Source organism: Pseudomonas aegrilactucae (assembly GCF_019168305.1).
In the GTDB taxonomy this organism is placed as follows: Bacteria; Pseudomonadota; Gammaproteobacteria; order Pseudomonadales; family Pseudomonadaceae; genus Aquipseudomonas; species Aquipseudomonas aegrilactucae.
The window spans coordinates 1-26,078 of sequence record NZ_JAHTBI010000107.1; the positions used below are offsets into that span (position 1 = coordinate 1).

At 64.4% G+C, this 26,078-nt stretch carries 24 protein-coding genes and 1 pseudogene; 14 read left to right on the forward strand and 11 right to left on the reverse strand.

Annotation, left to right across the window (positions count from 1 at the left end; all coding sequences use genetic code 11):
* Positions 1 to 146: 146 nt before the first annotated feature.
* Positions 147 to 923 carry an IclR family transcriptional regulator gene (locus KUO17_RS23845; protein ID WP_217978033.1) on the reverse strand — a complete coding sequence of 259 codons (777 nt, stop codon included), beginning with the start codon at positions 921 to 923 and terminating at the stop codon, positions 147 to 149.
* Between the two features lie 171 nt (positions 924 to 1,094).
* Here KUO17_RS23845 and KUO17_RS23850 point away from each other — a divergent pair, with 171 nt between their 5' ends.
* The 3 genes from KUO17_RS23850 (at position 1,095) to KUO17_RS23860 (ending at position 4,354) form a co-directional block, all read left to right on the forward strand.
* A complete protein-coding gene (locus KUO17_RS23850; protein ID WP_217978034.1) occupies positions 1,095 to 2,813 on the forward strand; it encodes an FAD-dependent oxidoreductase in 1,719 nt (572 codons plus the stop codon).
* A 58-nt stretch (positions 2,814 to 2,871) separates the two neighbouring features.
* Entirely contained in the window at positions 2,872 to 3,783 is a 912-nt protein-coding gene (locus KUO17_RS23855; RefSeq protein WP_078481788.1) for a LysR family transcriptional regulator, read from the forward strand.
* Between the two features lie 100 nt (positions 3,784 to 3,883).
* On the forward strand, positions 3,884 to 4,354 hold the full coding sequence (locus KUO17_RS23860; RefSeq protein WP_078481789.1) for a cupin domain-containing protein: 471 nt from the start codon (positions 3,884 to 3,886) through the stop codon (positions 4,352 to 4,354).
* A 6-nt stretch (positions 4,355 to 4,360) separates the two neighbouring features.
* Here the strand turns inward: KUO17_RS23860 and pcaG are convergent, their stop codons facing one another.
* Entirely contained in the window at positions 4,361 to 4,966 is a 606-nt protein-coding gene (gene pcaG / locus KUO17_RS23865; RefSeq protein WP_217978035.1) for a protocatechuate 3,4-dioxygenase subunit alpha, read from the reverse strand.
* An 11-nt stretch (positions 4,967 to 4,977) separates the two neighbouring features.
* The gene (gene pcaH / locus KUO17_RS23870) at positions 4,978 to 5,697 is read right to left on the reverse strand and encodes a protocatechuate 3,4-dioxygenase subunit beta (RefSeq protein ID WP_217978036.1); all 720 of its coding nucleotides are present in this window, start codon (positions 5,695 to 5,697) and stop codon (positions 4,978 to 4,980) included.
* A 194-nt stretch (positions 5,698 to 5,891) separates the two neighbouring features.
* Here pcaH and ypfJ point away from each other — a divergent pair, with 194 nt between their 5' ends.
* Positions 5,892 to 6,776, forward strand: a complete 885-nt coding sequence (gene ypfJ / locus KUO17_RS23875) for a KPN_02809 family neutral zinc metallopeptidase (RefSeq protein ID WP_217978037.1) — start codon at positions 5,892 to 5,894, stop codon at positions 6,774 to 6,776.
* A 198-nt stretch (positions 6,777 to 6,974) separates the two neighbouring features.
* The gene (locus KUO17_RS23880; protein ID WP_217978038.1) at positions 6,975 to 8,882 is read left to right on the forward strand and encodes a methyl-accepting chemotaxis protein; all 1,908 of its coding nucleotides are present in this window, start codon (positions 6,975 to 6,977) and stop codon (positions 8,880 to 8,882) included.
* A 120-nt stretch (positions 8,883 to 9,002) separates the two neighbouring features.
* Here the strand turns inward: KUO17_RS23880 and ggt are convergent, their stop codons facing one another.
* From ggt to mdaB, 3 genes are all read right to left on the reverse strand, one after another.
* A complete protein-coding gene (ggt, locus tag KUO17_RS23885) occupies positions 9,003 to 10,670 on the reverse strand; it encodes a gamma-glutamyltransferase (RefSeq protein ID WP_217978039.1) in 1,668 nt (555 codons plus the stop codon).
* A gap of 80 nt (positions 10,671 to 10,750) precedes the next feature.
* The gene (locus KUO17_RS23890; RefSeq protein ID WP_217978040.1) at positions 10,751 to 11,647 is read right to left on the reverse strand and encodes a LysR substrate-binding domain-containing protein; all 897 of its coding nucleotides are present in this window, start codon (positions 11,645 to 11,647) and stop codon (positions 10,751 to 10,753) included.
* Positions 11,648 to 11,714: 67 nt separating this feature from the next.
* Positions 11,715 to 12,305 (reverse strand): NADPH:quinone oxidoreductase MdaB, encoded by a 591-nt coding sequence (mdaB, locus tag KUO17_RS23895; protein ID WP_217978041.1) that lies wholly within the window; start codon positions 12,303 to 12,305, stop codon positions 11,715 to 11,717.
* Positions 12,306 to 12,461: 156 nt separating this feature from the next.
* Between mdaB and KUO17_RS23900 the strand changes: the two genes are divergently transcribed.
* Entirely contained in the window at positions 12,462 to 12,776 is a 315-nt protein-coding gene (locus KUO17_RS23900; protein ID WP_217978042.1) for a putative quinol monooxygenase, read from the forward strand.
* Here the strand turns inward: KUO17_RS23900 and KUO17_RS23905 are convergent.
* Positions 12,766 to 13,530: a sulfite exporter TauE/SafE family protein gene (locus tag KUO17_RS23905; RefSeq protein WP_217978043.1), complete on the reverse strand. Its 765-nt coding sequence runs from the start codon at positions 13,528 to 13,530 to the stop codon at positions 12,766 to 12,768. The genes KUO17_RS23900 and KUO17_RS23905 overlap by 11 nt on opposite strands.
* 78 nt (positions 13,531 to 13,608) lie before the next feature.
* Between KUO17_RS23905 and KUO17_RS23910 the strand changes: the two genes are divergently transcribed.
* The 7 genes and pseudogenes from KUO17_RS23910 to KUO17_RS23940 all read left to right on the forward strand — a co-directional run bounded on the left by KUO17_RS23910 (position 13,609) and on the right by KUO17_RS23940 (position 20,317).
* Positions 13,609 to 14,547, forward strand: coding sequence for a LysR substrate-binding domain-containing protein (locus tag KUO17_RS23910; protein ID WP_217978044.1), 939 nt, complete (start codon positions 13,609 to 13,611; stop codon positions 14,545 to 14,547).
* Positions 14,548 to 14,588: 41 nt separating this feature from the next.
* The gene (locus KUO17_RS23915) at positions 14,589 to 15,194 is read left to right on the forward strand and encodes a CDP-alcohol phosphatidyltransferase family protein (protein WP_217978063.1); all 606 of its coding nucleotides are present in this window, start codon (positions 14,589 to 14,591) and stop codon (positions 15,192 to 15,194) included.
* A gap of 30 nt (positions 15,195 to 15,224) precedes the next feature.
* Positions 15,225 to 16,978: pseudogene (locus KUO17_RS23920) on the forward strand (bifunctional alpha/beta hydrolase/class I SAM-dependent methyltransferase).
* Positions 16,978 to 18,297 carry a phosphatase PAP2/dual specificity phosphatase family protein gene (locus KUO17_RS23925; RefSeq protein WP_217978045.1) on the forward strand — a complete coding sequence of 440 codons (1,320 nt, stop codon included), beginning with the start codon at positions 16,978 to 16,980 and terminating at the stop codon, positions 18,295 to 18,297. The pseudogene KUO17_RS23920 and the gene KUO17_RS23925 overlap by 1 nt, the downstream one beginning before the upstream one ends.
* Positions 18,294 to 18,749 carry a hypothetical protein gene (locus tag KUO17_RS23930; protein WP_217978046.1) on the forward strand — a complete coding sequence of 152 codons (456 nt, stop codon included), beginning with the start codon at positions 18,294 to 18,296 and terminating at the stop codon, positions 18,747 to 18,749. Before KUO17_RS23925 ends, KUO17_RS23930 begins: the two co-directional genes overlap by 4 nt.
* Positions 18,750 to 18,759: 10 nt before the next feature.
* The gene (locus tag KUO17_RS23935) at positions 18,760 to 19,383 is read left to right on the forward strand and encodes a lysophospholipid acyltransferase family protein (protein WP_217978047.1); all 624 of its coding nucleotides are present in this window, start codon (positions 18,760 to 18,762) and stop codon (positions 19,381 to 19,383) included.
* A 1-nt stretch (position 19,384) separates the two neighbouring features.
* Positions 19,385 to 20,317, forward strand: coding sequence for a phosphatidate cytidylyltransferase (locus tag KUO17_RS23940; protein WP_217978048.1), 933 nt, complete (start codon positions 19,385 to 19,387; stop codon positions 20,315 to 20,317).
* Positions 20,318 to 20,357: 40 nt separating this feature from the next.
* On the opposite strand, the gene mmsB is transcribed toward KUO17_RS23940, so the two are convergent.
* Positions 20,358 to 21,245 (reverse strand): 3-hydroxyisobutyrate dehydrogenase, encoded by an 888-nt coding sequence (gene mmsB / locus KUO17_RS23945; protein ID WP_217978049.1) that lies wholly within the window; start codon positions 21,243 to 21,245, stop codon positions 20,358 to 20,360.
* 10 nt (positions 21,246 to 21,255) lie between these two features.
* Entirely contained in the window at positions 21,256 to 22,782 is a 1,527-nt protein-coding gene (locus KUO17_RS23950) for a CoA-acylating methylmalonate-semialdehyde dehydrogenase (protein WP_217978050.1), read from the reverse strand.
* 134 nt (positions 22,783 to 22,916) lie between these two features.
* On the opposite strand from KUO17_RS23950, the gene KUO17_RS23955 reads away from it, so the two are divergent.
* Positions 22,917 to 23,864 carry a LysR family transcriptional regulator gene (locus KUO17_RS23955; RefSeq protein ID WP_217978051.1) on the forward strand — a complete coding sequence of 316 codons (948 nt, stop codon included), beginning with the start codon at positions 22,917 to 22,919 and terminating at the stop codon, positions 23,862 to 23,864.
* A 565-nt stretch (positions 23,865 to 24,429) separates the two neighbouring features.
* Here KUO17_RS23955 and KUO17_RS23960 read toward each other — a convergent pair.
* Both KUO17_RS23960 and KUO17_RS23965 read right to left on the reverse strand, forming a co-directional pair.
* Positions 24,430 to 25,473: a hypothetical protein gene (locus KUO17_RS23960; RefSeq protein WP_217978052.1), complete on the reverse strand. Its 1,044-nt coding sequence runs from the start codon at positions 25,471 to 25,473 to the stop codon at positions 24,430 to 24,432.
* A 38-nt stretch (positions 25,474 to 25,511) separates the two neighbouring features.
* Positions 25,512 to 25,943: a hypothetical protein gene (locus KUO17_RS23965; RefSeq protein ID WP_217978053.1), complete on the reverse strand. Its 432-nt coding sequence runs from the start codon at positions 25,941 to 25,943 to the stop codon at positions 25,512 to 25,514.
* Between the last annotated feature and the right edge of the window lie 135 nt (positions 25,944 to 26,078).

The following is a 26,078-nucleotide window of genomic DNA, read 5'->3' on the forward strand; positions in this document are numbered from 1 at the left end:
TCAATGCAAGCCCAAAAAAAGACAGCCGTCATTTCGTGACGGCTGCCTTCTGTAGCCCCTGTGGGTCCCTTCGCTGGCAAGCCAGCTCCCACACGTTCTGCGAGCACCGCAATATCCTGTGGGAGCTGGCTTGCCAGCGAAGCTTTTTAGACAAACAACTCGGAAGCAGGCGTGGCCGCCGACAGTTCCGCCGTCGCCGCAAGCAAGGCCGGCGCCAGCTCGTGCAAGCGCGCCTCGCTCATGCGCGCCGTGGGCCCGGCCACGCTCAGCACGCCCACCACATGCCCATCCTGCGGGTGCTGCACCACCGCCGCCAACGCCGAAGTGCCCAGCGCCGAACTCTCCACCACCCACGCATACCCCAGCTCGCGGGCCATGCGCAAACGCTCCAGCAACGCGGCATTGGAGGCCGGCGCATTCGGCCCGAAATCTTCGCGCCGGCCCACGCCCTGACGCTCCACCAGCAACAACGCCTGGGCATCGCTCAGGCTGGCCAGCCAGGCATGTCCCGAGGCGCTGTAGAACAACGGCGCCTCGCGCCCCATGTCGGGGTCGTAGCGCAGCCCCGAGCGGGCGCCCTGGGCCTTGGCGATCCACACCTGGCGCTCGCCGTCGATGACCCCCAGGCGCACCAGTTCGCCAGTCTGCCCGGCCAACTGGTCAAGAATCGGCTGGACGATGTCGGCACCGCTTTGCGCCAGGTAGCGAAAACCCATGCCCACCAGCTTGGTGCTCAGCAGGTAGCGGCTGCTCTCGGGGTTCTGGCGCACGTAGCCCAGCCGCATCAGCTCGGCGAGCATGCGATGGGTCGCGCTCTTGGGGATGCCCAACTGCTCGGCCAGACTCTGCATCGGCAACCCGCGCGGCTCGCTGGTGAGGCTTTCGAGAAGGCTGAAAGCACGTTCGATCTGACTGCCGGCCATGGTCACGGTCCCTGAAAATTTTGCCGATTCTAAAGAGCGCCGGGCAAAGCGCCAACCAAGTGTTCGATCTTCGAACACCTTTGCACATCCCCACTTGGCGCCCGAGGCGCAATCAATGAATATGGAACCATGTTCCATAATAATAACTTTTGCGCACTGCGAGGCCTTTGCATGACAGCCCACTCCCCTTCCCCACGCTCGGTCGACTGCGATGTACTGGTGATCGGCTCCGGCGCTGCCGGCCTGAGCGCGGCGGTAACCGCAGCGTTTCACGGGCAGAAGGTCATCGTGGTAGAAAAAGACCCGGTGTTCGGCGGCGCCACCGCCTGGTCCGGTGGCTGGATGTGGGTACCGTGCAACCCGCTGGCGCGTCGTGCCGGCATCATCGAAGACCGCTCGGCACCGCGCACCTACCTGGAACATGAGCTGGGCGAGCGTTTCGACCCGGCGCTGATCGACGCCTTTCTGGAGGCGGCGCCGAACATGGTGGGGTTCTTCGAGCGTCACACGGCGCTGCAGTTCGCCGACGGCAACGGCATCGCCGATATCCATGGCGACAGCCCCGGGGCGGGCACCGGGGGACGCTCGGTGATCGCCGCCCCGCTTGACGCCCGCACGGTCGGCAAGCTGCTCAAGCGCCTGCGCAGGACAATGCGCGAGACCTCGTTCATGGGCATGCCGATCATGGCGGGCAAGGACCTCACCGCCTTCCTCACCCTGACCCGCTCCTGGCGCTCGCTGCTGCATGTGGCCAAGCGTCTCACGCGCCACCTGCTCGACCTGGCGTGTCACGGCCGGGCCATGCAACTGGTCAATGGCGTGGCGCTGATTGCCCGCCTGGCCAAGTCGGCCGAAGACCTTGGCGTGCAGCTGTGGGCATCGGCCCCCGCACGGCGCCTGCTGCACACCGAAGGGCGCGTGACGGGCGCGGTAGTCGAGACCCCCTGCGGCGAGGTCACGGTCCATGCGCGCAAGGCGGTGGTACTGGCAGCCGGCGGTTTCCCCAACGATATCGAGCGGCGCAAGGCGCTGTTCCCGCGTACCCCGACCGGGCATGAACACCTGGCCTTGCCGCCGCTGGGCGCCAGCGGCGACGGCCTGCGGCTGGGCGAGAGCGTCGGCGCGCGGGTGGCCGACGACCTGTACAGCCCGGTGGCCTGGGCGCCGGTGTCGAAGGTGCCGTACAAGGACGGTACCTTCGGGCATTTCCCGCACATCATCGAACGCGCCAAACCGGGCATCATCGGCGTGCTGGCCGACGGCAAACGCTTCGTCAACGAGGCCAACGGCTATTACGACTATGTCAGCGCCCTGGTCGCCAGCGCGCCCGGCCAGCAGGTGGCCTCGTGGCTGATCTGCAGCCATGCCTTCCAGCGCCGCTACGGCCTGGGCATCTCACGGCCATTTCCGTTGCCGGTGACGCCGTTCATTCGCTCGGGCTACCTGAAGAGCGGCCACAGCATCGAGGCGCTGGCCAGCGCCTGCGGCATTGATCCGCAAGGGCTGAGCGCCACCGTGAACGAGTACAACCGCCACGCACGGCTGGGCCAGGACCCCGCGTTCGGTCGCGGCAGTACACCCTACAACCGCAAGCAAGGCGACGCCTTGCACCAGCCCAATCCGTGCGTGGCGCCGATCGAGCAGGGGCCGTTCTATGCCGTGAAAGTGGAGCCGGGGTGCTTCGGCACGTTTGCCGGGCTCAGGACCAACGCCCACGCACAGGTGCTGGATGCGCAGCAACAGCCGATCGCGGGGTTGTATGCCGCCGGGTGCGACATGGCCAGCATCATGGGCGGGCATTACCCGGCGGGCGGGATAAACCTGGGGCCGGCGATGACCTTCGGCTATATCGCCGGGCGGCATATTGCCGGGGTCAGCGCCTACGAATAGGCGCGCCGGCAGCTGTTAGACTGGCGACCTAATCACCCCTCAGGGAAGCCAGCCGACCATGGACCAGATCAGCGCGATGCAGGCGTTTCGCCGCGTGGTAGAGAGTGGTGGTTTCAGCGCCGCTGCGGCCCTGACCGGGCAATCGCACACCGTGCTGTCGCGCCAGGTCAAGAACCTGGAGCGCCACCTCGGCACCCAGTTGCTCAGCCGCACCACGCGGCGCCTGCACGTCACCGAAGCCGGCGCACTGTGCTACCGCCATTGCGTGCAGGTGCTGGAGCAGCTCGAAGCCATGAGCCTGGAGATTTCCGAACACCAGCAGCAACCCACAGGCACCCTGCGCCTGAGCGTGGCCACGGCATTCGGTGAACTGGAGCTGGGGCGCTGGCTACCGGACTTCGTCGAGCGCTTCGACCAGTTGCAGGTGGAGCTCATCTGCACCGACCGCTTTGTGGACATGCTCGAAGAAGGGGTCGATGTGTGCCTGCGGGTGACCACCCACCTGCCCGACTCCAACCTGGTGGCCCGGCAACTGGCCGTCAGCGAAGTCGTGCTGGTAGCCGCCCCCGCGTACCTGCAGCGCTGGCCGGCCCCCATCGAACCGCACACCCTGGGCGAGCATGCGTTGCTCGGCTACAACCGCCTGGCCCAGCCGCAACGGCTGAGCCTGCAGGGGCCCGACGGGCAGCGCCTGGACGTGGCAATGCCCAGCCGGCTGAGCGCCAACTCGCCGATGGCGTTGCGTGCGGCGGCCATTGCCGGCCTGGGTATCGCCAGCTTCGACCGCTTCATCGTGCATGACGCCCTGCTCGACGGGCGCCTGGTACAGGTGCTGCCCGAATGGCAGCAGCCCTCCCGGCACGTGTACGCGATGTTCCCCCAAAGCCGCTATCTGGCGCCCAAGGTTCGGGCATTGGTCGAGTATGCGCGGGCGTACTACGCTGAACCACGATGGGAAATCAAGATGTGATCTGTGCAAGAAGCACACAGGTTCTGGGCTGCTTCTGCCGTATTTGTGCGTTCGTTGTTTGATTAACCTTCTTTCGATTGTTCATCAGAGGGTTTCAACCATGAAAGCACTTCGAGTTACCGCCGCCGGCTTGCTGCTGGCAGCTTGCGCCACTACCGCCGTGGCTGCCGTCTGCTACTGCACCGCCCCACTCATCTCCCTGCCGAAAAATGCGCTGACCTGGAAAGTGGTACCGGGCACCAACAACAACGTCACCTACGCCAACGTGCAGGGCGACATCCTGGGCAATGGTGCCTACGAGGCCTTCGTCAGTTTCCGTCCCGGTGTGGACAATGGCTACCACACCCACACCGAGACGTTGCCGACCGTGGTGATGAGCGGCGTGTTCTACGCCCGCATCAAGGACAAGAACGGCAAGCTGGTCGAGACCGAGTACCCGGCCGGTTCGTACTACCAGTTGCCGGCCGGGCTGGAACATGAGAGCGGTTGCAAGATGACCGCCAAGAAGGAGCCTTGCCTGCTGTTCCAGTACCAGCGCAACCACTTCGACCTGAACCCGGTCCCCCGCTAGGCGGCCTCAGAAATCGAAGAACACCGTTTCGCCTTCACCCTGGATGCGGATATCGAAACGGTAGGCCAGCTTGCCATCCACTTCGCAACGCCGCGCGACCAAGGTCTCGCGGCGTTGTGGCTGTTCGATCAGGTTGAGCACCGGGCACTTGGCGTTGGCCTCGCCCTCATCATCGAAATACAGGCGGGTGTGCAGGTGGATGTTGATGCCACGCGCAAACAGGCTGATGTTGATGTGCGGCGCCATCGGCACGCCGGCCGCATTGGCCACCACACCCGGCTTGACCGTTTCCAGCGTCCACTCGCCGGCATCGAAGGTGGTGGCGGTACGGCCAAAGCTGTTGAACGGTTTTTCCAGGTTGTAATCGTCGTGGTACTGGCCGGCCGCATCGGCCTGCCAGAACTCCAGGAACGAGTCGCGCACCAGGTGACCATTGCCGTCATAGACATGGCCGATCAGCATAATGTGCTCGCCGGGCGCGTCGCTGCGCGCCATGCGGTTCCAGATTTCCTGATCGCGGGTCGGGTTGCCGGCCGCTTCCAGCGCCAGGCCGATGTGTACATACGGGCCGGCAGTCTGCGAGGGGGTTTCCGGCAGCAGTTCGATAGGCATGACGGGGCTCCTCAGCGGTTTTCGAAATGGGTCTTGCGCTGGCCGCGCAACACGATGTCAAAGCGGTAGGCCAGGCAATCCATGGGGTTGGCGTTGCTCATGTCGAGCTTGGCAATCAGGCTCTGTACCGCGTCCGGGTTGGCGATCGACTTGACGATCGGGCACATCGGGATCAGCGGGTCGCCTTCGAAGTACAGCTGGGTGATCAGACGCGTGGCAATCGACGGGCCGCTGACCGACACGTGGATATGCGCCGGGCGCCAGTCGTTCGGGCCATTGCGCCATGGGTACGGGCCCGGTTTGATGGTGCGGAAGCTGTAGTAGCCCTCGCTGTCGGTCAGGGCTCGGCCGACGCCACCGAAATTGGGGTCCAGCGGGGCCAGGTAACGATCGTTCTTGTGGCGATAACGGCCGCCGGCGTTGGCCTGCCACATCTCCACCAGGGTGTGCGGGATCGGCTTGCCATACTGGTCGCACACGCGCCCGGCAACGATGATGCGCTCGCCGATCGGCAAGCCGCCATGGTTGAAGTTCAGCAGCAGGTCATTGTCGTGCTCGGCGAATTTCAGGTGAGAGAAATCCGGCCCAGTGCTTTCGCTGATGGACTGTGGAATGCTCACCAGGGCCTGGCGCGGCGAACGCGCGATGGAGGTCTTGTAGTCAGGGGTAAAGGCTTTCGGATGCCAGTTCCGATCACGGATAACGAAACGACTGGTGTCTTGTGCAGACATGCCGTTCTCCTCTTGTTGGTTTTTTGGAGGCCTGCACGGAACAGGCGTGATCGGCAGTGTCCCCCAGGCGTCGGTTGGCGAACATTGAAAAGAACCCCGGCATCCATAACCATTTGGTTATGGTTAAAACGCCGACAGCACAAGGCGCGGTGAACTAATCTTTATCTTCATGTTTCAAGTTCAGGAGAATGCTCATGCTATGGCGAAAAGGCAGGCGCAGCGACAACGTAGTCGATGCCCGCGGTGAGGGCGGTGGAGGCGGCGGCATGCGCATGGGCGGCAAGGGTCTGAGCCTGACGGCCGTGCTGCTGATCGTCGGCATCGGGCTGCTCACCGGCCAGGATCCGATGCAGATCCTCGGCCAACTGACCGGTCAGATGAGCGAGCAGAGCGCCCCGCTCAGCACCGGCGAGCGCAAGGCGCCACCGGCCGGCGACGAGCAGGCCGAATTCGTCGCCAGCATCCTGGGCGACACCGAGGACACCTGGCGGGCAATCTTTGCCCAGTCCGGGCGCCAGTACAAAGACCCGACCCTCAAGCTGTTCAGTGGCCAGGTCAACTCCGCGTGCGGCTTCGCCTCCTCGGCCACCGGGCCGTTCTACTGCCCGGCCGACCAGCAGGTGTATCTGGACATGAGCTTCTTCCGTGAAATGGAACAGCGCTTCTCCGCCGCCGGCGACTTCGCCCAGGCCTATGTGATCGCCCACGAGGTCGGCCACCACGTGCAGACCCTGCTGGGTGTGTCAGCCAAGATCGACCAGGCCCGGCGCAACGGCCAGCGCCTGCAAGGCGACAATGGTCTGTTGGTGCGCCAGGAACTGCAGGCCGACTGCCTGGCCGGGGTGTGGGCCTACCAGGCCCAGCAACGCCATAACTGGCTGGAGCCAGGTGACGTCGAGGAGGCTCTGAACGCGGCCAACGCAATCGGCGACGACCGCCTGCAACAGCAAGGCAAAGGCCGCGTGGTACCCGACTCGTTCACCCACGGCACCTCGGCGCAGCGGGTACGCTGGTTCAAGACCGGCTTCGCCAAAGGCGACATCAATCAGTGCGATACCTTTGGCGCACGCACCCTCTGAGACGACGAAAGGGTGTTGACACACGGCTGAAAACACCCCTTAAACACTTTGTTGATCAATTTTGTCGGAATTAGCGAAAAAGCGTTTCAGCTCTGTCAGATTCAGCCGATAAGACCAGCTCACATCCGCTGGCCTCCAAGAAAAAAAAACCTTCCAGCGATCAGATCAAGCGAGCGCGCAAAATCCTGGAGGGATCACATGAACAGCTGGTTTGCCAACATCAGCGTCAACCTGAAACTTGCCCTGGGCTTCGGCCTGGTGCTGCTGCTGACCGGCCTGCTGGCCCTGACCGGGTGGACCAGCCTGGGCGGGCTGATCGACCGCAGCAACTGGATGAGTGATATCACCCAGCTCAACAACGAATTGACCGAGCTGCGCGTAGCACGCCTGCAGTACATGATTGCCGACGGCGACGACAAGACCGCCGCCAACGTGCAGGTCAAGCTCGATGCCTTCATGGCCAAGCAGCAAAAGCTGCTGAACACCTTCAAGAGCCCGGACAACCTCAAGCTGCTGCGTGAGCAGGAGCAGGTACTGGCGGCCTATCAGGTCTCGCTGAACAAGATGCGCAGCGCCTACACCCAGGGGGCCGAGGCCCGCAAGGCGATGAGCGTGGCAGCCACCGAGGCGGGCGCCCAGATGGACCGCCTGGTCACCGATACGCTCGCCTCGGCACAGGATGACAACGCCCGCCTGGCGCTGCTCAAGCGCCTGACCGACGTGCGCCAGGAACTGCTGCTGGCGCGCTTCGAGATGCGCGGCTATATCGCCGACCTCACCCCCGAAACCGAACACAAGGCGGCGCGTCAGCTCGACACTGCGCTGGCCGCCATTCGCCAGCTCACCGCGGGTGAGTCACGCGCGCAACCGCTCGAAACCGCCGCGCTGCGCTACGGGGATGCGGTACGTGCCTATAAAGCGACCAACGCCGCCATCGGCGAAGCGCGCAAGGAAATGACCCAGCAGGGCTACGACATCGTGCGCCTGAGCAACGAGCTGTACAGCATCCAGTTGCAACGTCGTGACATCGAAAGCAGCCAGGCGCGTACCTGGCAGCTGGCCAGCACCTTGGCAGCCTTGCTCTTCGGCGTACTGGCGGCGGTGATCATCACCCGCCAGATCACCCGCCCGCTGCAGGAAACCCTGGCCGTGGTGGAGAAAATCGCCGCCGGCGACCTGACCCAGACGCTGCAGGTCACCCGCCGCGACGAACTCGGCGTGCTGCAGCAAGGCATCCAGCGCATGGGCTCGACCCTGCGCGACCTGATCAGCGGCATTCGCGACGGCGTGACCCAGATCGCCAGCGCTGCCGAAGAGCTGTCGGCGGTCACCGAGCAGACCAATGCCGGGGTCAACAGCCAGAAGGTCGAGACTGACCAGGTGGCCACGGCCATGCACGAAATGGCGGCCACCGTGCAGGAAGTCGCACGCAACGCCGAGCATGCTTCCGAAGCCGCGACCGATGCCGATGGCCAGGCCCGTGCCGGCGACCAGGTGGTGGCGCAGGCCATCGCGCAGATCGAACGCCTGGCGGTCGAGGTCAACCGTTCCACCGAAGCCATGGGCCAGTTGCAGCAGGAAAGCCAGAAGATCGGCAGCGTGATGGACGTGATCAAGTCGGTGGCCGAGCAGACCAACCTGCTGGCCCTCAATGCGGCCATCGAAGCGGCGCGTGCCGGTGAAGCAGGTCGTGGGTTTGCCGTAGTGGCCGATGAAGTGCGCGGCCTGGCGCAGCGTACACAGAAGTCCACCGAGGAGATCGAGGTGCTGGTGGCGGGCCTGCAAAGCGGTACGCAGCAGGTGGCCAACGTGATGCACGGCAGTCGCGCCCTGACCGACAGCAGTGTGGAGTTGACGCGCAAGGCCGGTGCCTCGCTGGAGAACATCACCCGTGTGGTGTCGAACATCCAGTCGATGAACCAGCAGATTGCCGCGGCGGCCGAGCAGCAGAGTGCGGTGGCCGAAGAGATCAGCCGCAGCATCCTGAATGTGCGTGATGTGTCGGAACAGACGGCGGCGGCGAGCCAGGAAACGGCGGCCTCCAGCGTCGAGCTGGCGCGCCTGGGCAACCAGTTGCAGATGATGGTCAGCCACTTCCGCGTCTGATGGTTTGCGGTGACTGAGCGGGCCTCTTCGCTGGCAAGCCAGCTCCCACAGGGATTGCCGTGATCTTTGAATCACCGCTACACCTGTGGGAGCTGGCTTGCCAGCGAAAAGGGGCAGCGCTTACTTGACGACCTGTCCCACCCCGCGCCCACGCGGGTCAGATGCGGTTTCCAGCGCCGCGCCCTTGACCCGGATCGCCTGGATGTCACCCATCTCCCAACCCTGATCCTCCAGGGTGTAGCCCATCTTCTTAAGCGCTTCTGCCACCTTGCCATTGAGCGGCGCATAGGCGTCGTAGTAGATCGTGTCCTTGGGCAGCAACTGATGATGCACGCGCTGCGCAGCCACGGCCTTTTCCAGCGGCAGGTCGTAGTCGTACAGGTTATTGAGCACCTGGAAGATCGAGGTGAAGATGCGCGAACCACCCGGCGTACCCAGCACCAGCGTGACCTGGCCATCGCGTGTCACCAGGCTGGGGCTCATCGACGACAGCATGCGCTTGCCCGGCTCGATGGCATTGGCATCGCCCCCAACTACACCGAACGCATTCGCCACCCCGGGCTTGGAACTGAAGTCATCCATCTCGTCGTTGAGCAGGAAGCCTGCGCCCTTGACCACCACACCGCTGCCGTAGTCCCAGTTCAGGGTGTAGGTGTTGCTGACCGCGTTGCCCTGCCTGTCGACGATGGAGAAGTGCGTGGTCTGGTGCGGCTCCAGCCCCGGACGGACCTTTTCGGTCTCGGAAATCGCGCTCGGGTTGACCTCCTGCGCGCGTTTGGCCAGGTAGTCGCTGGCGATCAGTTGCGCCACCGGCACCTTGGAAAACGCCGGGTCACCCAGGTAGTCGGCACGGTCGGCAAACACGCGTTTCTCGATTTCTGCCAGCAGGTGGATGTAGCGCGCCGAGTTCAGCTCGACGCCCTTGAAGTCGGCCGCACGCTGCTCCTTGATGCCCAGCAACTGCGCCAGCGCAATCCCGCCGGAGCTTGGCAGCGGCGCGGTGTAGACCACATTGCCGCGCCACGCGATGGCCATCGGATCACGCCACACGGCCTTGTAGTCCTTGAGGTCGTCCTTGCTGATCAGGCCCTTGTCGGCCTGCATCTGCGCCACCAGCAGGTCGGCCGTCCTGCCCTGGTAGAACTCGCTGACACCCTTGTCGGCGATGCGCTCCAGGGTCTGCGCCAGCTCCGGCTGCCTGAACGTCTGGCCGACCTTCATGCTGCCGAAATAATCGTTGAAGTTGGTGCTGTCCTTGAACAGCCCCAGCGCGTCTTCGCGGTACTGGTACTGCTTGGCGGCAATCTTGAAGCCATTTTTCGCGTAGCCCACCGCCGGGGTCAGCAATTCGGCCCAGGGCAGCTTGCCGAACTTCTGGTGCGCCTCCCACAACCCCATCACGGTGCCCGGCACACCGGCGGCGCGCGCACCCACCAGGCTCAGGTTCTCGACGATCTCGCCCTTGTCGTCCAGGTACATGGTGCGGCTGGCGGCCTTTGGCGCCACTTCGCGGTAGTCGAGGAAGTACGGCTTGCCGTCCATGTACAGGGTCATGAAACCGCCGCCGCCGATGTTGCCGGCTTCGGGGTAGGTCACCGCCAGGGTGAAGGCAGTCGCCACGGCGGCGTCGACCGCGTTACCGCCCTTCTTGAGGATATCGGCGGCGACCTGTGCACCATATTGATCGGGAGCGGCAACCGCGCCGCCCTCCAGGGTCACGGCGTAGGCCGACGAACTGGCGAGTATCGCGGCGCCCAGGCTCAGGGTTCGGAACATCACAACGCGCATGAAAGCTTCCTTGGTGTTGTTTTCGTTGAACAGTCATTAAGACGCATGCCCCGGGACTTTTCAAACACCGCGCGAGGCATTCAGCAGGCGTAGACCGAGAGCTTCTGCTGGATGAAATCGAGAAAGCACTGGATGCGCAGGGCCAGCTGCGAGTTGCGGTAGTACACCGCGTGAATCGGTTGGCGGTAGCCACTGTTGGCCTCGGCCAGCAGCACCTGCAGGCGCCCGGCGCGCACATCGTCGTGGGTCATGAAGTGCGACAGGCAGGCGATGCCTTCACCGGCGATCGCCAACTGGCGCAAGGTCTCGCCGCTGGAGGCGCTCAGGGCAGGAGTGATCGAATAACGATCACCCTCGCGGTGGCGCAGCGGCCAGTGGTTGAGGGTATCGGTCTGGGTGAAACCCAGCAGTGAATGCGCGGCCAGCGCCTGTACCTGCTGCGGTGTACCGTGGCGTGCCAGGTACGCAGGGCTGGCCAGGATGTGCAACGGGCTGCAGCCCAGCGAGCGGGCGTGCAGGCTGGAGTCGGCCAGTTCGCCGATGCGGATGGCGATATCGGTGCTCTGTTCGAGCAGGTCGATGATCAGGTCGTCGGTGTTCAGCTCCAGCTGGATATCCGGGTACAACCGGCGAAATTCGCCCACCCACGGCACGATGGCGTGCAGCATGAACGGCGCAGCGGCATTGACCCGCAAGCGCCCGGCAGGCGTCTGGTGATGCTGGCTGAGGCGCTCTTCGAGCTCGTCCATCTGCTGCAGGATGGCCTTGGCGCGCTCGAAGAAATAGCGCCCCTCCTCGGTCAGGTCCATGCGCCGCGTGGTGCGGTTGATCAACGTGGTGCCCAGCTTGGCCTCCAGCCGCGACAGGCTGCGGCTGATCGCCGAGGGCGTCTGAGCGCCCTGTTCGGCGGCGGCGGAAATCGAGCCGCACTCGATCACCGAGACGAACATCTGCAATTCATCGGACCTGGCTTTCACGGCTGTTCCTTGAGGGGGCGATCAGCCGTGATAGATAGCCGCTTGGCCTGCCTTGCGCAACCTTTCATCAGGCCCCGATCCGGAAAACCCGGGCCAGGTGCTGCTCGTAGGCGGCCACGGCAGCCTCGACGTCGGGGTTCTTCATCACGTCGGTGGCCAGGTAGGTCGGCAGGCCGCTCATGCCCAGGAACTGGTTGGCCTTGTGGAACGGGAAGTACACCGCGTCCACGCCCTTGCCTTCGAAGAACTGGCCCGGCGCGTCAAACGCCTCCTGCGGTGCATTCCAGGTCAGCGACAGCATGTACTGCCTGCCCTGGATCAGGCCACCGCTGCCATATGTGCGCGATGCATCGGTACGGCTGCGCCCGTCACTGGCGTAGAGGCTGCCGTGGCCGGCGGTGAACACTTCGTCCAGGTACTGCTTGACGGTCCAGGGCGCACCCATCCACCAGCCCGGCATCTGGTAGACGATCACGTCGGCCCAGAGGAATTTCTGCACTTCTTCGGCGTTGTCGTAGCCGCCATCGATATAGGTGCTCTTGACGTCGAAACCGGCACGGTCCAGAAACGCCAGCGCGGTCTCGTGCAGGGTTTCGTTCAGGCGGCCATCGGAGTGGGCGAACTGCTTGCCGCCGTTGAGCAACAGGATCTTCTTCATCATTTGCCTCATCTGGAGTTCGGTACGATGGCGGCAGATTAATCAGTTCAGCGCAGCCGAATAAGCCATCGGCAGGCAAAAGGCTTTTGACCAAAAAGCACGAATAGGCACCTTATTATTGAAATAAAATTGACCACACTGTCACAGGAGCCTTCCATGAGCGAACCCTACGGTTTCATCCTCAACGCCAAGACCCGTCCCGAAAAAGCCGAGGCGTTCGAAGCACTGTTTCGCGCCTATGTCGAGCCCAGCCGTGCCGAGCCAGGCTGTATCGAGTACCACATGCTGCGCGACCGGCAGGACCCGAGCCTGTTCATCTTCTACGAGGTCTGGGCCAGCAAGGCGGCGCTGGACGTGCACTCGGCGTTGCCGCACATGCAACAGTTCGCCGAGCAGCGCATGGAGTACCTGGAGCGTGACTTCGATATCCAGCTGATCGAGATGCTCAGCGCCTCCTCGGCTAGCCGTTGAGCAACAGGTGCGCGCCAAGCAGCCCAAGGCCGATGAAAAAGCAGCGCTTGAACAGCGCGGCACTGATGCGCTGACGCAGCCACTGCCCCAGCAGCATGCCCAGCAATGCCGGCGCCAGCACCAGCAGCGAGGCCCCCAGCGCCTCGCCGCCCAGCACGCCCTGGCCGGCCAGCCCCATGGCCAGCGCCAGGGTCGAGACGCTGAACGCCAGGCCCAGCGCCTGTACCATCTGATCCCGGTTCAGGCCCAGCGCCTGCAGGTAGGGCACCGCCGGGATCACGAACACGCCGGTGGCGGCGGTGATGATACCGGTCACCAGACCGCTCAGCGGGCCCAGCCAGGGTTCGTGCCGGGCGGCCAGGTGCAGGCCGGGATGGCACAGGCCGTACAGCGCATACACCAGCAAGGCCCCACCCAGTGCATGGACGGCCCACGCACCGCTGTCGATACCCAGCCAGGCACTGCCCAGCAGGGTGCCGATGAAGATCATCACCAGCAGGGGCCACAGCCGGCGCAGCAGCGCCCCCAGATGGCCACCCGCAGCCAGCTGCCACAGGTTGGTCAGGGCGGACGGCACGATCAGCAGCGCCGCTGCCTGTGCCGGGGGCATAGCCAGCCCCAGCAACCCCATCGCCACCGTCGGCAGGCCCAGGCCGATGACGCCCTTGACCGCCCCGGCCAGCACGAAGGTGATCACCACCAGCAGCGACAGCGCCGGGCCGATATCCTGATAGACGCCGAGAAAGGTATTCATGGCACTCATGCTGCCCTGCCCGCGCGCACCTGACCATCTGCCATATACTGAGCCAGACTATTGCCCAGGCAGAGGCTGATGCATTTCGACCTGATCGACCTTCGACTGTTCCTGCACTCCGTCGAGTGCGGCAACATCACCGCCGGCGCCCAGCGCAGCCACCTCTCGCTGCCCGCCGCCAGCGCGCGTATCCGTGCCATGGAACACTCGCTGGGCACGCCGTTGCTGCAACGCAATCGACGTGGCGTGCAACCGACGCCGGCCGGCCAGGCGCTGGTGCAGCATGCGCGCCAGATCGGCCAGCAGGTCGAGCGCCTGCAGTTCGACCTGGCCCAGTACGCCCAGGGCCTGCAAGGCCAGGTGCGCCTGCTGTGCAATACCGCCGCGCTGACCGAGTACCTGCCCGAACTGCTGGCCGCGTTTCTGGCCCGGCACCCGGCCATCGATGTGGAGGTGGTCGAGCTGCCCAGCCTGCGCATCGTGCAGGCGATCACCCAGGGCGAGGCGGACCTGGGCATCATTTCCAATGCCGTGGCCAGCGAGCACCTGCAGACGGCGCCGTTTCGCGATGATCCGCTGGTGCTGATCATGGCGCCGGATCACCCCCTGGCCACGCGTCTCCAGGTACGCTTTACCGACACCCTGGAGCACGGCCATGTCGGCCTGCAGGCAGACAGCGCGCTGGCCCTGCACCTGGAGGAACAGGCCCTGCACCTGGGCCGCCGCCTGCAGGTGCGGGTGCGCGCCGACGGCTTCGACGGGGTGATCCGCATGGTCGCGCATGGCGCGGGGCTTGGCATCGTGCCACTGGCCGCGGTGCAGCGCTGGCAGGGGCTGCTGGCGTTGCACAGCGTGGCGCTGGGCGAACCCTGGGCCCGGCGCCAGCTGCACCTGTGCAGCCGCAATTTTTCTGCGCTTGCCGGGCACACGCGCACACTTCTGGAAAGCTTGTCCATGGCGGCTATTGCCCCGGCAGGGGCAATCCACCCACAATCGCTTTCGCGCACGCCTATGTAACAAGCAATGACATGCAACCGCGCCGTAAAGGGAGTTTTACCGTGCCGTCGATCTACCAGCTCAAACCCCGTTTCCAGGCGCTGTTGCGCCCGATGGTCAAGCGCCTGTACGAGCGTGGTATCACCGCCAACCAGGTGACCCTGGCCGCCGCCGGAGTCAGCCTGCTGCTTGGCGTGCTGCTGGCCGCAACGCCACAGACCACCTGGCTGTTCGCCCTGGTGCCGGCCTGGATGGTGCTGCGCATGGCGCTGAATGCCATCGACGGCATGCTGGCACGCGAGTTCGGCCAGCAGTCGCGCCTGGGCGCCTACCTCAATGAACTCTGTGACCTGATCGCCGACGCCGCACTGTTCCTGCCGTTTGCCCTGCTGCCGGGCGTGTGGCCGGGGCTGGTGGTGGTCGTGGTGCTGACCGCGCTGGTCAGCGAGTACGCCGGTGTAATGGGCCCGCTGGTCGGCGCAGAGCGTCGCTATGACGGCCCCATGGGCAAGAGCGACCGCGCCTTCGTGTTCGGCGTACTGGGGGCCGGCGTTGCCGCTGGCCTGCTGAGCGCGGCCTGGCTCAACGGCGTGCTGCTGGTGGTACTGCTGCTATCGCTCTATACCCTCTACAACCGGGTCAGCCGCGGCCTGGCGCAAACCCGCTGAAACCCTTTGTGCCCGATAAGGATATTTGCCATGCGCACTGCGCAATCGCTGCACTTCACTACCCATGACGGCGTCGAGCTGCACTATCGCCACTGGGCTGCCAGCCCTGCCGACGGCCAGCCACGGCGCGCGTGGTGCTGTTCCATCGCGGCCATGAACACGGCGGGCGCATGGCCCACCTGGCGGATGAACTGGACCTGCCGGGCTACGACATCTTTGCCTGGGATGCCCGTGGCCATGGCGAGTCGCCGGGCGCGCGTGGCGACAGCCCGAGCTTTGCCTGCAGCGTGCGTGACGTGCAGACCTTCATCGAGCACATCGCCCGCGCGCATGGCATTGAGGAACAGGACATGGCCGTGCTGGCGCAGAGCGTCGGCGCCGTGCTGATCGCCACCTGGGCGCACGACTACGCGCCCAGGGTGCGCTGCCTGGTGCTGGCCTCGCCGGCGTTCAAGGTCAAGCTGTACGTGCCGTTCGCACGCCCGGGCCTGAAGCTGATGCGCGCCTGGCGCGGCAACTTCTTCGTCAACAGCTACGTCAAGCCGCGCCTGCTCAGCCACGACCCGCAACGCATCGCATCCTATGAAAACGACCCGCTGATCAGCCGGCCGATTTCGGTGAACATGCTGCTGGGCCTGTACGAGGCCGCCGACCGCGTGGTGGCCGATGCCCAGGCGATCCAGGTGCCGACCCAGTTGCTGATTTCGGGCGCCGACTTCGTGGTCAAGCGCCAGCCGCAGGAGCAGTTCTTCGATCGCCTGGGCAGCGTGCACAAGGAAAAGCACGTACTGCCCGGGTTCTTCCACGACACCCTCGGCGAACGCGACCGTGGCCACGCATTGGCGCGCATCCATCGCTTCATCGAGCAGTGCTTCAGCCAGGCGCCACAGCGCCCCTCGCTGCTGGACGCCGACCGCCTGGGCGCCAGCTGCGCCGAGGCCGAAAGCCTGGCCGCGCCACTGCCGCGCAACTCGCCCGCCGACCTCTACTGGCGCGCCACGCGAGCCGGCCTGCGCCTGGGCAAGGGCCTGTCGGACGGGGTCAAGCTGGGCTTCGAGACCGGCTTCGATTCGGGCAGCACGCTGGACTACATCTACCGCAACCAGCCCACCGGCAAGGGCGCGCTGGGCCGCCTGATCGACCAGAACTACCTCAATGCCATCGGCTGGAAGGGCATTCGCCAGCGCAAGCTGCATGTGGAAGAACTGCTGCGCCTGGCCATCGGCTACCTGCGCGAGCAGGGTGCGCCGGTACACATCGTCGATATCGCCGCCGGCCATGGCCGCTACATCCTCGAAGCCCTGCAGGGGCTGGAGCAGGCGCCGGAGTCGATCCTGTTGCGTGACTACAGCGAATTGAACGTGCGCGAAGGCAACGCGCTGATCGCGCAGAAGGGCCTTACCGACATTGCCCGCTTCGTGCAGGGCGACGCCTTTGATGCGCAGAGCCTGGCCGCCCTGGACCCGCGCCCGAGCCTGGCGGTGGTGTCGGGGCTGTATGAGCTGTTCGCCAGCAACCAGATGGTCGGCGATTCGCTCGGTGGCCTGGCCCAGGCCGTGCCGCCCGGCGGCTACCTGGTGTACACCGGCCAGCCGTGGCACCCGCAACTGGAGATGATCGCCCGCGCCCTGACCAGCCACCGCGCCGGCCAGGCCTGGGTGATGCGGCGGCGCAGCCAGGGGGAGATGGACCAGTTGGTCGAGGCGGCGGGCTTTCGCAAGATCAGCCAGCGCATCGACGAGTGGGGCATCTTCAGCGTCAGCCTGGCCCAGCGGATCGCCTGATGAAGCGCCAACGCGAGCCAGGGCTGATCAGGCGCGGCGTGCTGTGGCTGTTGCTGCTCGGCCCGCTGTTCTTTCTCAGCTACGGCCTTACCAACAGCTTCACGGCGGGGCGCAGCGACGTCGGCAGCCTGGTCTTCGGCTGGGAAAGCGCTATCCCCCTGTGGCCGTGGACCATCCTGCCGTACTGGTCGATCGACCTGCTCTACGGGTTGTCCTTCCTGCTGCCGCTCAGCCGTGTGGAAACGGACCGCCACGCCCTGCGCCTGCTCAGCGCGCAGTTGATCTGCATCGCAGGCTTTCTGCTGTGGCCGCTGCGATTCACCTTCGAGCGCCCTGCGCTGGACGGGGTGTTCGGCTGGCTGTTCGACGTGCTGATGGGCTTCGACAAGCCGTTCAACCAGGCGCCCTCGCTGCACATCGCCCTGCTGGTGATCATCTGGGCGATGTTCGCGCGCCATGTGCAGCGGCCGCTGCCACGGCTGCTGGTGCACGTGTGGATGGGCTTGATCGGCCTGTCGGTGCTGACCACCTGGCAGCATCACTTCATCGACGTGCCGACCGGCGCCCTGGCCGGGATGCTGTGCGTGTGGCTGTGGCCGCTCGAAGGCCAGCCGGTGCTGCGCCATCTGGCATTGGCCCGCGACCCGAAACGCTGGCGCCTGGCCCTGTACTACGCACTGGGGTGCGCGGTGTCTGCCGGGTTGGCCGCGTATGCAGGCGGTATCGCGCTGCTGTTGCTGTGGCCTGCGCTGGCGCTGCTGCTGGTGGCGCTGAACTATGCGCTGCTGGGCGCACAGGGCTTTCAGAAAGACGCAGACGGGCATTTGTCGTATGCCGCCCGATGGCTGCTGGCCCCCTACCTGATCGGTGCCTGGCTCAATTCGCGGTGGTGGACGCGGCACCATCGGCAGCCCGACGAAGTGTGCGACGGTGTGTTCCTGGGGCGTATTCCAGGGCACGGCCAAGCCGCACAGTTTGCCGCGGTGGTGGACCTGTGTGCCGAGTTGCCGGTGTCGCTCGCGCCTGGCCAGGCCTATTGCAGCCTGCCCAGCCTGGACCTGATCGTGCCGACGGCCGAGCGCTGCCGCGAGGCTGCCGAGGCCATCGAACGTCTGCGCGGCCAGGGCCCGGTGCTGGTGTGCTGCGCCCTGGGCTATTCGCGCAGCGCCTGTGCCGTGGCCGCCTGGCTGGTGCTCAGCGGGCGCTGCAAGGATGCCGCCCAGGCCCAGCAACGCATCAGCCAGGCACGTCCCGGCGTGGTGCTGCGCCCTGCGCACCGGCACTGCATCGATCAGCTTCAACCGGAGCACGGCCTGTGAGCGGCGATACCGCCCTGGCGCTGGTGGCCAGCCTGCTCAGGCGCGGGCGCCAGGTCGAGCGCGTGTCGGATGTGATCAGCCTGCTGGCCCTGGCCTACGGCCTGGCGCCACTTGCGGGGGCACCCGCCCACACTGGCGGCGCGGCACTCTGCGCGCTGCTGCTGGTGACAGGCCTGCTGCAGAAGTTCTGGGGCATGCGTGTCGCGCTGGACGCCGAGCTGTTCGCGCGCCTGGCTGCGCAGCCTGAACAACTGCCGGCGAACACCCTGGTCCTGGACCAGGCACTATTCGCCCTTGGCCTCAAGCCGGCACTGGCCGATGAGCGTGACTGGCCGGCACGCAGCCGGGGCGCACTCGCCCTGTTGCGTCGGCAACTGCTGTGCTTCGCGGCGCAGGTGCTGCTGGCGCTGGCCGGCCTCCTGCTGCTGCCCTGGCTTCCTCTCGCTGGATAAGGATTTCGTCATGCTTGCCACCCTCACCGCTTTCGCCATCACGTCGGTTGCACGCCTGATCACCGGTGCGCGTGCCTTATGGCTGGGCTGCACGCCGCAACCGGTGCAACGCCTGTACTACGCCAACCACAGCAGCCACGGCGACTTCGTGCTGATCTGGGCCTCGCTGCCGGTGGAGCTGCGCAAGCGTACCCGGCCCGTGGCGGGGGCCGACTACTGGCAAAAGCCGGGCATTCGCCAGTTTCTGATCAAGCGCGTGTTCAATGGCGTGCTGATCGACCGCCAGCATGCCGACGCCCAGAGCAGCCCGCTGCAGCCGGTGCACGACGCGCTGACGCAAGGTGATTCGCTGATCTTCTTTCCCGAAGGCACGCGCAACCTGGGCGACGAACCCTTGCTGGCGTTCAAGAGCGGCCTGTTTCACCTGGCCGCGGCCAACCCGCAGGTCGAGGTGATACCGGTATGGATCGCCAACCTCAACCGCGTCATGCCCAAGGGCCGCGCCCTGCCGCTGCCGCTGCTGTGCACCCTGAGCTTCGGCGAGCCGGTGCCATGCCACGCCGACGACAGCAAGCTCGCCTTTCTAGAACGGGCACGCCTTGCGCTGCTGGCCCTGGCCCCCAAGGAATCCTGAGATGGACCACAACACGCTTTTGCTGTTTGCCGGTATCGGTGGCCTGCTGCTGCTCGCAAGCCTGATCGGACGCGTGCTCAAATGGCGCGCAGGCCCCGCCCCGCATGCGGTGATCGACAACCTCAATGCGCGCATCAATGCCTGGTGGGTGATGGTGCTGGTGATCGGCCTGGCGTTCCTGTTCGGCAAGCTGGGGGTCATCCTGCTGTTCTACTGCGTGTCGTTCTATGCGCTGCGCGAGTTCCTCACCCTCACCCCGACCCGGCGCAGCGACTACCCCGCGCTGGTGGCGGCGTTCTACGTGGCGCTGCCGGTGCAGTACCTGCTGATCGCCATGGACTGGTACGGCCTGTTCAGCATCTTCATCCCGGTGTACCTGTTCCTGCTGCTGCCGATCCTGGCCAGCCTGGGCGGCGATACCACGCGCTTTCTGGAGCGTGCGTCGAAGGTGCAGTGGGGCCTGATGATCGCGGTGTACTGCCTGTCATCGGTGCCGGCCTTGATGACGCTGGACATTCCCGGTTTCGAGGGACGCAACCTGCTGCTGATCGCCTGGTTGATCCTGGTGGTGCAGATTTCCGATGTGCTGCAGTACGTGTGCGGCAAGCTGTTCGGCAAGCGCAAGGTGGCGCCACGCCTGTCCCCGTCCAAGACGCTGGAAGGCCTGGTGGGCGGCGTGGCGCTGGCCACGCTGATAGGCGCCACGTTGTGCTGGATCACCCCGTTCACCTTCTGGCAGGCCGCGCTGATGGCGCTGACGGTCAACCTCATGGGCTTTGCCGGTGGGCTGGTGATGTCGGCGATCAAGCGTGATCGCGGGGTGAAGGACTGGGGGCACATGATCGAGGGGCATGGCGGCATGCTCGACCGGATGGATTCGGTGTGTTTTGCGGCGCCGGTGTTCTTTCACTTTGTACGGTACTGGTGGGCGTAAGCGCTCTGACGAGCGCTGCGCGCTTGACCCGCGATGCTTTTTACTCGGGCTTGCGATACCCCTCGACGATCGCAGAAAAGTCCTTGCCACCGTCACCACGCAAACTCATGGCCTGGTACAACTGCTGCGCCACCGCGCCCAGGATCACCGGCTGGTGTGCCTGGCGCGCCGCTTCGGTCGCCAGCCCCAGGTCCTTGAGCATCAACTCCGCACCGAACCCACCGGTATAGCCACGCGAGGCCGGCGCCGTCTCGATGATCCCCGGCCACGGGTTGTAGGTGTCCGAACTCCAGCAACGCCCGGTCGAGCTGTTGATGATACCGGCCAGCACCTGGGTATCGATGCCCAGCGCATTGCCCAGGGCCATGGCCTCGGACACGCCGATCATCGAGATCCCCAGCAGCAGGTTGTTGCAGATCTTGGCAATCTGCCCGGTCCCCACCTCGCCACAGTGCACGATGTTGCGCCCCATCTGCGCCAGCACCGGCTGCAGGGTGGCAAACAACGCATCACTGCCCCCGACCATGAAGGTCAGCGTGCCGGCCGCAGCGCCTCCGGTGCCACCGGACACCGGTGCATCGGCCAGGTCTACACCCTGCCTGGCCGCCGCCGCATGCACCGCGCGCACGGTCTGCGGGTCGATGGTGCTGCAGTCCACTACCGGCGTGCCGGCACGTATACCGGCCAGCACGCCGTCGTCATTGAGGTACACGCTGCGCACATGCGCAGCCGCCGGCAGCATGGTGATCACCAGTTCGCTGGCGCTGGCCGCGTCCTTGGGCGAGGCACTGACCTGCCCGCCCAGTTCGGCCAGCTCTGCCAGTACCTCCTTGTTCAGGTCGAACAGGTTGAGCGTGTGGCCGGCCTTGATCAGGTTGCGCGCCATCGGCGCCCCCATGTTGCCCAGCCCGATGAATGCAATACGCATGGTGAGCTCCTTAGCGCAGGCTGATGGTGGTGTTCACGCCATCGTTGACGCTGTCATCGTCGAACCAGCGCGCGGTGACGGTCTTGGTCTGGGTATAGAACTGCACCACCTGCTTGCCATACGGGCCCAGGTCACCCAGCTTGGAACCGCGCGAGCCGGTGAAGCTGAAGAACGGCACCGGCACCGGGATCGGAATGTTGATGCCGACCTGGCCCACGTCGATCTCGTTCTGGAACTTGCGCGCCGCCGCACCGCTCTGGGTGAACAGGCCGGTGCCGTTGCCGAAGGGGTTGCGGTTGACCAGTGCGATGGCTTCATCGAGGGTGTCGACCTCCAGCACCACCAGCACCGGGCCGAAGATTTCCTGGGTGTAGATCTGCATGTCGGTGCTCACCCCGGAGAACAGGGTGGGGCCGATGAAGTTGCCCTGCTCGTAACCCGGCACCTGCACATCGCGACCATCCAGTTCGAGCGTGGCCCCCTCCTTGATGCCACTTTCGATCAGGCCCAGCACACGCTCCTTGGCACGCTTGGAGATCAGCGGGCCGACATCGGTGCCCGGCTCGTTGCCGGCGTTCACCTTCAGGTTGGCGGCCAGCGCCTTGAGCTCCGGCAGCCACTCGCGGGCCTTGCCCACCAGCACCGCCACCGAGGTGGCCATGCAGCGCTGGCCAGCGGCGCCGAAGCCTGCGCCTACCAAGGCGTTGAGGGTTTGCGTACGGTTGGCGTCAGGCAGCACCACGGCGTGATTCTTGGCCCCCATCATCGACTGCACGCGCTTGCCGTGCTGGCCGGCCAGGTTGTAGACATGGGTGCCGACCTCGGTAGAGCCGACGAAGGAGATCGCCTTGATGTCGCTGTGGGTGCACAGCGCATCCACCACCTGCTTGCCACCGTGCACCACGTTGAGCACGCCGGCCGGCACGCCGGCTTCCAGTGCCAGTTCCACCAGCAGCATGGTCGACAGCGGATCCTGCTCGGACGGCTTGAGCACGAAGGTATTGCCACACACGATGGCCATCGGGAACATCCACAGCGGGATCATCGCCGGGAAGTTGAACGGGGTGATCCCGGCGCACACGCCGATGGGCTGGCGCAGGGTGTAGGTATCGACGCCGCCGGCCACGTTCTCGGCGAACTCGCCCATCTGCAGGCTGCCGATCGAACAGGCGTGCTCGACCACTTCAAGGCCGCGGAAGATATCGCCCTCGGCGTCGGCGAGGGTCTTGCCCTGCTCGGCACTGAGGGTCGCAGCGATGCGTTTGGAGTGTTCGCGGATCAAAGCCTGCAACTTGAGCATGATGCGCATGCGCGCGCCGATCGGGGTGTCGCGCCAGGTCTTGAAGGCGCGCTGGCCGGCGGCGATGGCCGCATCGACTTCCTCGGCGGTGGCGAAGGGCACGCGTGCCAGCACCTGCTGGGTGGCCGGGTTGACCACATCGCGCCATTCGGTGGTCGTGGACTCGACCCACTGGCCGTCGATCAGCAACTTGACCTGCTCGACCTTGGTCTGGCCGGGCGTGAGGGATGCGTTCATGAAGGGTTCTCCTGGATTTATTGTTAGGGAGAGAAACGCCGACGCGTCAGCCGCGACGGTGCTTGGGTCCTGGGCTGAATTGGAGTATAGATGTGCAAACTTCTAATAAGAACGCACATATAAGCCGGACCAACATGCAAAAAAACATCACCTCCCTTGGTTCGCTGAACTGGGACGACCTGAAGTTCTTTCTGGAAGTGGCGCGCACCCGCAAGGCCAGCAGCGCAGCCAAACGCCTGGGTGTGGACTACACCACGGTGTCACGGCGCATCAGTTCGCTGGAAGGCTCGCTGGGCACCCTGCTGTTTGAAAAGTCGCGCACCAACGGCTTTGTGCTGACCGCCGAAGGCCAGCGCCTGCTGAGCTATGCCGAGTCCATCGAAAGCACCCTGCACATGGCCTGCGAGCAAGTCTCGGGCTCGGGCGTGGCGTTGTCCGGGCATGTGCGCATGGGCTGTACCGAAGGCTTCGGCAGCTTCTTCATCACCCCGCAACTGAGCCATTTCGTCGATGCCTATCCGGCGATCTCGGTGGATATCCTGCCGCTGCCGCACTTCATCAGCCTGTCCAAGCGCGAAGCGGATATCGTCATTGCCCTGGAGCGACCCGAGCACGGGCCCTATGTATGCTGCAAGCTGTGCGACTACCGCCTGCGCTTGTATGCCACCCGAGACTATCTGGACAACCACGAGCCGATACGGAGCAGCAGCGACCTGGCGCGGCACCCGTTCATCAGTTATGTGGACGACCTGGCGTTCAGTTCCGAGTTGCTGTACCTGGCCAACCTGCTGCCCACCGCCACCGCGCACCTGCGCAGCACCAGCGTGATCGCCCAGTACGTGGCCGCCCAGCAGGGGCGCGGGCTGGCGATACTGCCGTGCTTTCTGGCCGCGCAGGACCCACGGCTGGTGCCGGTGCTGGTGGATGAAATAGACATCACCCGGCAGTTCTGGATGTACTGCCGGGAGGATTTGCGCAAGCTCAAAAGAATCACTCTTCTATGGGATTACATAAGAGAGGTCACTGAGCTTAATGGCCCGCTATTGCTGGGCGAAACGCGAGTCCAACGGTTCGTAGACTGAGAGCCTACAAGGCGTAAGGGAGACCTATCCTAACGGCGTCCTCAGGCCCTTGGCAACCGTTTGTGACAGCGGTTGGTACACGGTTTGTGACAGCGGAGTCATGGCTTACAGTGGCGTACAGGCACACGTTAGAGACCCCATGCGCCCACACGATTCGTTACGCGCACGGACGGGCCTACGGGGGTATGCGCGCAGGTTAGCTATGACAGGTGGTCTCAGGGAAATTTGTACCAGATTCTCAAAGGGTCCCTAACGTATCCGCTACGACCTCACCGACCAGCTCAGCGATCAGCTCACCATGAGCGCAACCGTAAAGAGCCGCTACGGTGCCCATCAGTTTCCACGTGGCCTTTGAGGTCAACAGGGCCTTAAGGACGGCCAACCATGGTTTCTTGGCGGCCATAGCGGTCTCCTACGTGAAGTCTGATAAAGAATGTGGGTCAGTGCCCTGCACATTTTGCATAGCGACGAATTACACATGGGCTCAACTGAAGGTCCACCAGTTTAGGGAGACGCTCAGGTCAGCCCACGAGGTCCATTACGGACCCCATGGATACTGCGGGTGTTACGCCTTGACGACCACACGAGTGATCAGCGGGAAGTTTACCGACTCAACTTGCAGGCGCTCGGTTGGGTCCTCAGGGTTAGCCAGCTTGATCTTGACCTTGGCCTGAGCCATCACGTCAGCCACACCGCTCACCTCAAAGTCCCAGCCCTGTACGCCAGCGTTACGGCTCGCAAGGATCTTCCACACGTCGCCTTCTTGGTCATGACGGAACGACAGCGAGGCGAAGCCCTTGGGCAGCATGAAGACGCCACGGTCAGACCCGGAGTAGAACTGAGTACGGCAGCCCAAAAGGTCCTCAATGGATTCGACACCGGCACGCTGGGCAGCACGCTCAAGCATTGCCTGCTCGGTCATGTGCATCAGCAACACGAAGTCGCTCAGAGAGTTACCGACCGACTGGTTAATGCTCAGGGTCAGGGCGTCAATCCAGTCTTCAGCACGATCACGCGGAGTGGTGCCCGCAATGGTGACCTCCTTGGCTTCGACGCTTGGGGACTTGATGAGAATGTCTACTACGGTGGACCCACAGGCCTTCTCGAAGTCAGCCAGCATTTTGTCCATCATCTGACCAATGCTATCGCCAGTGAAGCCAGCGACAACGTGGGCATCCAGAAGAGTGAAGCGATGCGAGAAGAACGCAGCGGTATTGGTCGGCTCAGTGAAGATGAAGTCGCCAGCTACGGCCTCCCCTTTAGTGACCAGAGAGTGATCGTAAATCGACTGGCGAGGGTCAAACTCGACGTTGCGGTTAACCATGTTGACCAGTTGAACGGGGGTCGGTTCGGTCCCTTTAGGGCGGAATTCGCATGGGATCGCATCGACAGCGTTGTCGTGCCACTCACCGCCGTTAAAGAATTCGTCCATGCCCTGAGTGATGGCCTGAGCCAATACGCTGGAATCAGTCGCTTGAGCGCCCGTAGAGGCTTGAGTAGAGAACTGAAGGTTGCCGCCATTGCCCCATACGGCAGACTCATAGGCAGTAGGTGCTTTGTAGCGGTCGCGCTGGTCACGGTGATCGGTAGTTTTGAATGCGTTGGACATAATAGTGGTCTCCTGAAATTGGTTGGTAAAGGCTGGTCTTAGTGGTTGTCGAGCCAGTTGCCAGACGAGAAGTCGCTACGGCCATTAGCGGACCGGATAGCTACTCCCATGGCCCGGTACTTGTCCTCACGGGTTTCACGCGCGGCACGACGACGAGCGACCTCAAGGGCAGAGCCACCTTCATAGGACTTGCAGCGCTCGGCATGGGCGTTAGCTTCGCGGAGACGTTCAGCGTGCTCACGCTCTGCGACCAACTTACGGGTCTCAATGGCCCTTACGATGGCCGGGAAGGCACCAGCGCTCAGACCGGCGTCCAAGTACTGGCTTACGATTGCCTCTTGGGCAGGCTTGTTGGTCCCAGCGGTGGCAAGCAGGGCCGCCAGCATGACGCCCTCGGCATACGCACGGGCTACGACCTGACCTTGTACTTCAACGGTTTCAGGGGTTACGTTTTGGATATTCAGCTGCATGGTGTTGGGTCTCCTATTCGGAAACATTGATCAAGCCCTGCCGCATAGGCGCACGGAAACCAGAGACGAAGGAGTACGTCACTCCGGGGCCTCAGGGCTTGTCGATGTTTTCTGGGTTTCAGTTAGATGGGGTTG

Excerpts from the sequence above, each read along its gene's own strand:
- pcaG (WP_217978035.1), bottom strand. The coding sequence starts at position 4,966 with ATGCCTATCGAACTGCTGCCGGAAACCCCCTCGCAGACTGCCGGCCCG.
- KUO17_RS23855 (WP_078481788.1), top strand. The coding sequence starts at position 2,872 with ATGGACCAGATCAGCGCGATGCAGGCGTTTCGCCGCGTGGTAGAGAGT.
- mmsB (WP_217978049.1), bottom strand. The coding sequence starts at position 21,245 with ATGCGTATTGCATTCATCGGGCTGGGCAACATGGGGGCGCCGATGGCG.
- KUO17_RS23850 (WP_217978034.1), top strand. The coding sequence starts at position 1,095 with ATGACAGCCCACTCCCCTTCCCCACGCTCGGTCGACTGCGATGTACTG.
- KUO17_RS23845 (WP_217978033.1), bottom strand. The coding sequence starts at position 923 with ATGGCCGGCAGTCAGATCGAACGTGCTTTCAGCCTTCTCGAAAGCCTC.
- KUO17_RS23905 (WP_217978043.1), bottom strand. The coding sequence starts at position 13,530 with ATGAATACCTTTCTCGGCGTCTATCAGGATATCGGCCCGGCGCTGTCG.
- KUO17_RS23880 (WP_217978038.1), top strand. The coding sequence starts at position 6,975 with ATGAACAGCTGGTTTGCCAACATCAGCGTCAACCTGAAACTTGCCCTG.
- ypfJ (WP_217978037.1), top strand. The coding sequence starts at position 5,892 with ATGCTATGGCGAAAAGGCAGGCGCAGCGACAACGTAGTCGATGCCCGC.
- KUO17_RS23955 (WP_217978051.1), top strand. The coding sequence starts at position 22,917 with ATGCAAAAAAACATCACCTCCCTTGGTTCGCTGAACTGGGACGACCTG.
- KUO17_RS23860 (WP_078481789.1), top strand. The coding sequence starts at position 3,884 with ATGAAAGCACTTCGAGTTACCGCCGCCGGCTTGCTGCTGGCAGCTTGC.
- KUO17_RS23935 (WP_217978047.1), top strand. The coding sequence starts at position 18,760 with ATGCTTGCCACCCTCACCGCTTTCGCCATCACGTCGGTTGCACGCCTG.
- KUO17_RS23960 (WP_217978052.1), bottom strand. The coding sequence starts at position 25,473 with ATGTCCAACGCATTCAAAACTACCGATCACCGTGACCAGCGCGACCGC.
- pcaH (WP_217978036.1), bottom strand. The coding sequence starts at position 5,697 with ATGTCTGCACAAGACACCAGTCGTTTCGTTATCCGTGATCGGAACTGG.
- KUO17_RS23925 (WP_217978045.1), top strand. The coding sequence starts at position 16,978 with ATGAAGCGCCAACGCGAGCCAGGGCTGATCAGGCGCGGCGTGCTGTGG.
- ggt (WP_217978039.1), bottom strand. The coding sequence starts at position 10,670 with ATGCGCGTTGTGATGTTCCGAACCCTGAGCCTGGGCGCCGCGATACTC.
- KUO17_RS23950 (WP_217978050.1), bottom strand. The coding sequence starts at position 22,782 with ATGAACGCATCCCTCACGCCCGGCCAGACCAAGGTCGAGCAGGTCAAG.
- KUO17_RS23940 (WP_217978048.1), top strand. The coding sequence starts at position 19,385 with ATGGACCACAACACGCTTTTGCTGTTTGCCGGTATCGGTGGCCTGCTG.
- KUO17_RS23900 (WP_217978042.1), top strand. The coding sequence starts at position 12,462 with ATGAGCGAACCCTACGGTTTCATCCTCAACGCCAAGACCCGTCCCGAA.
- KUO17_RS23910 (WP_217978044.1), top strand. The coding sequence starts at position 13,609 with ATGCATTTCGACCTGATCGACCTTCGACTGTTCCTGCACTCCGTCGAG.
- KUO17_RS23965 (WP_217978053.1), bottom strand. The coding sequence starts at position 25,943 with ATGCAGCTGAATATCCAAAACGTAACCCCTGAAACCGTTGAAGTACAA.
- mdaB (WP_217978041.1), bottom strand. The coding sequence starts at position 12,305 with ATGAAGAAGATCCTGTTGCTCAACGGCGGCAAGCAGTTCGCCCACTCC.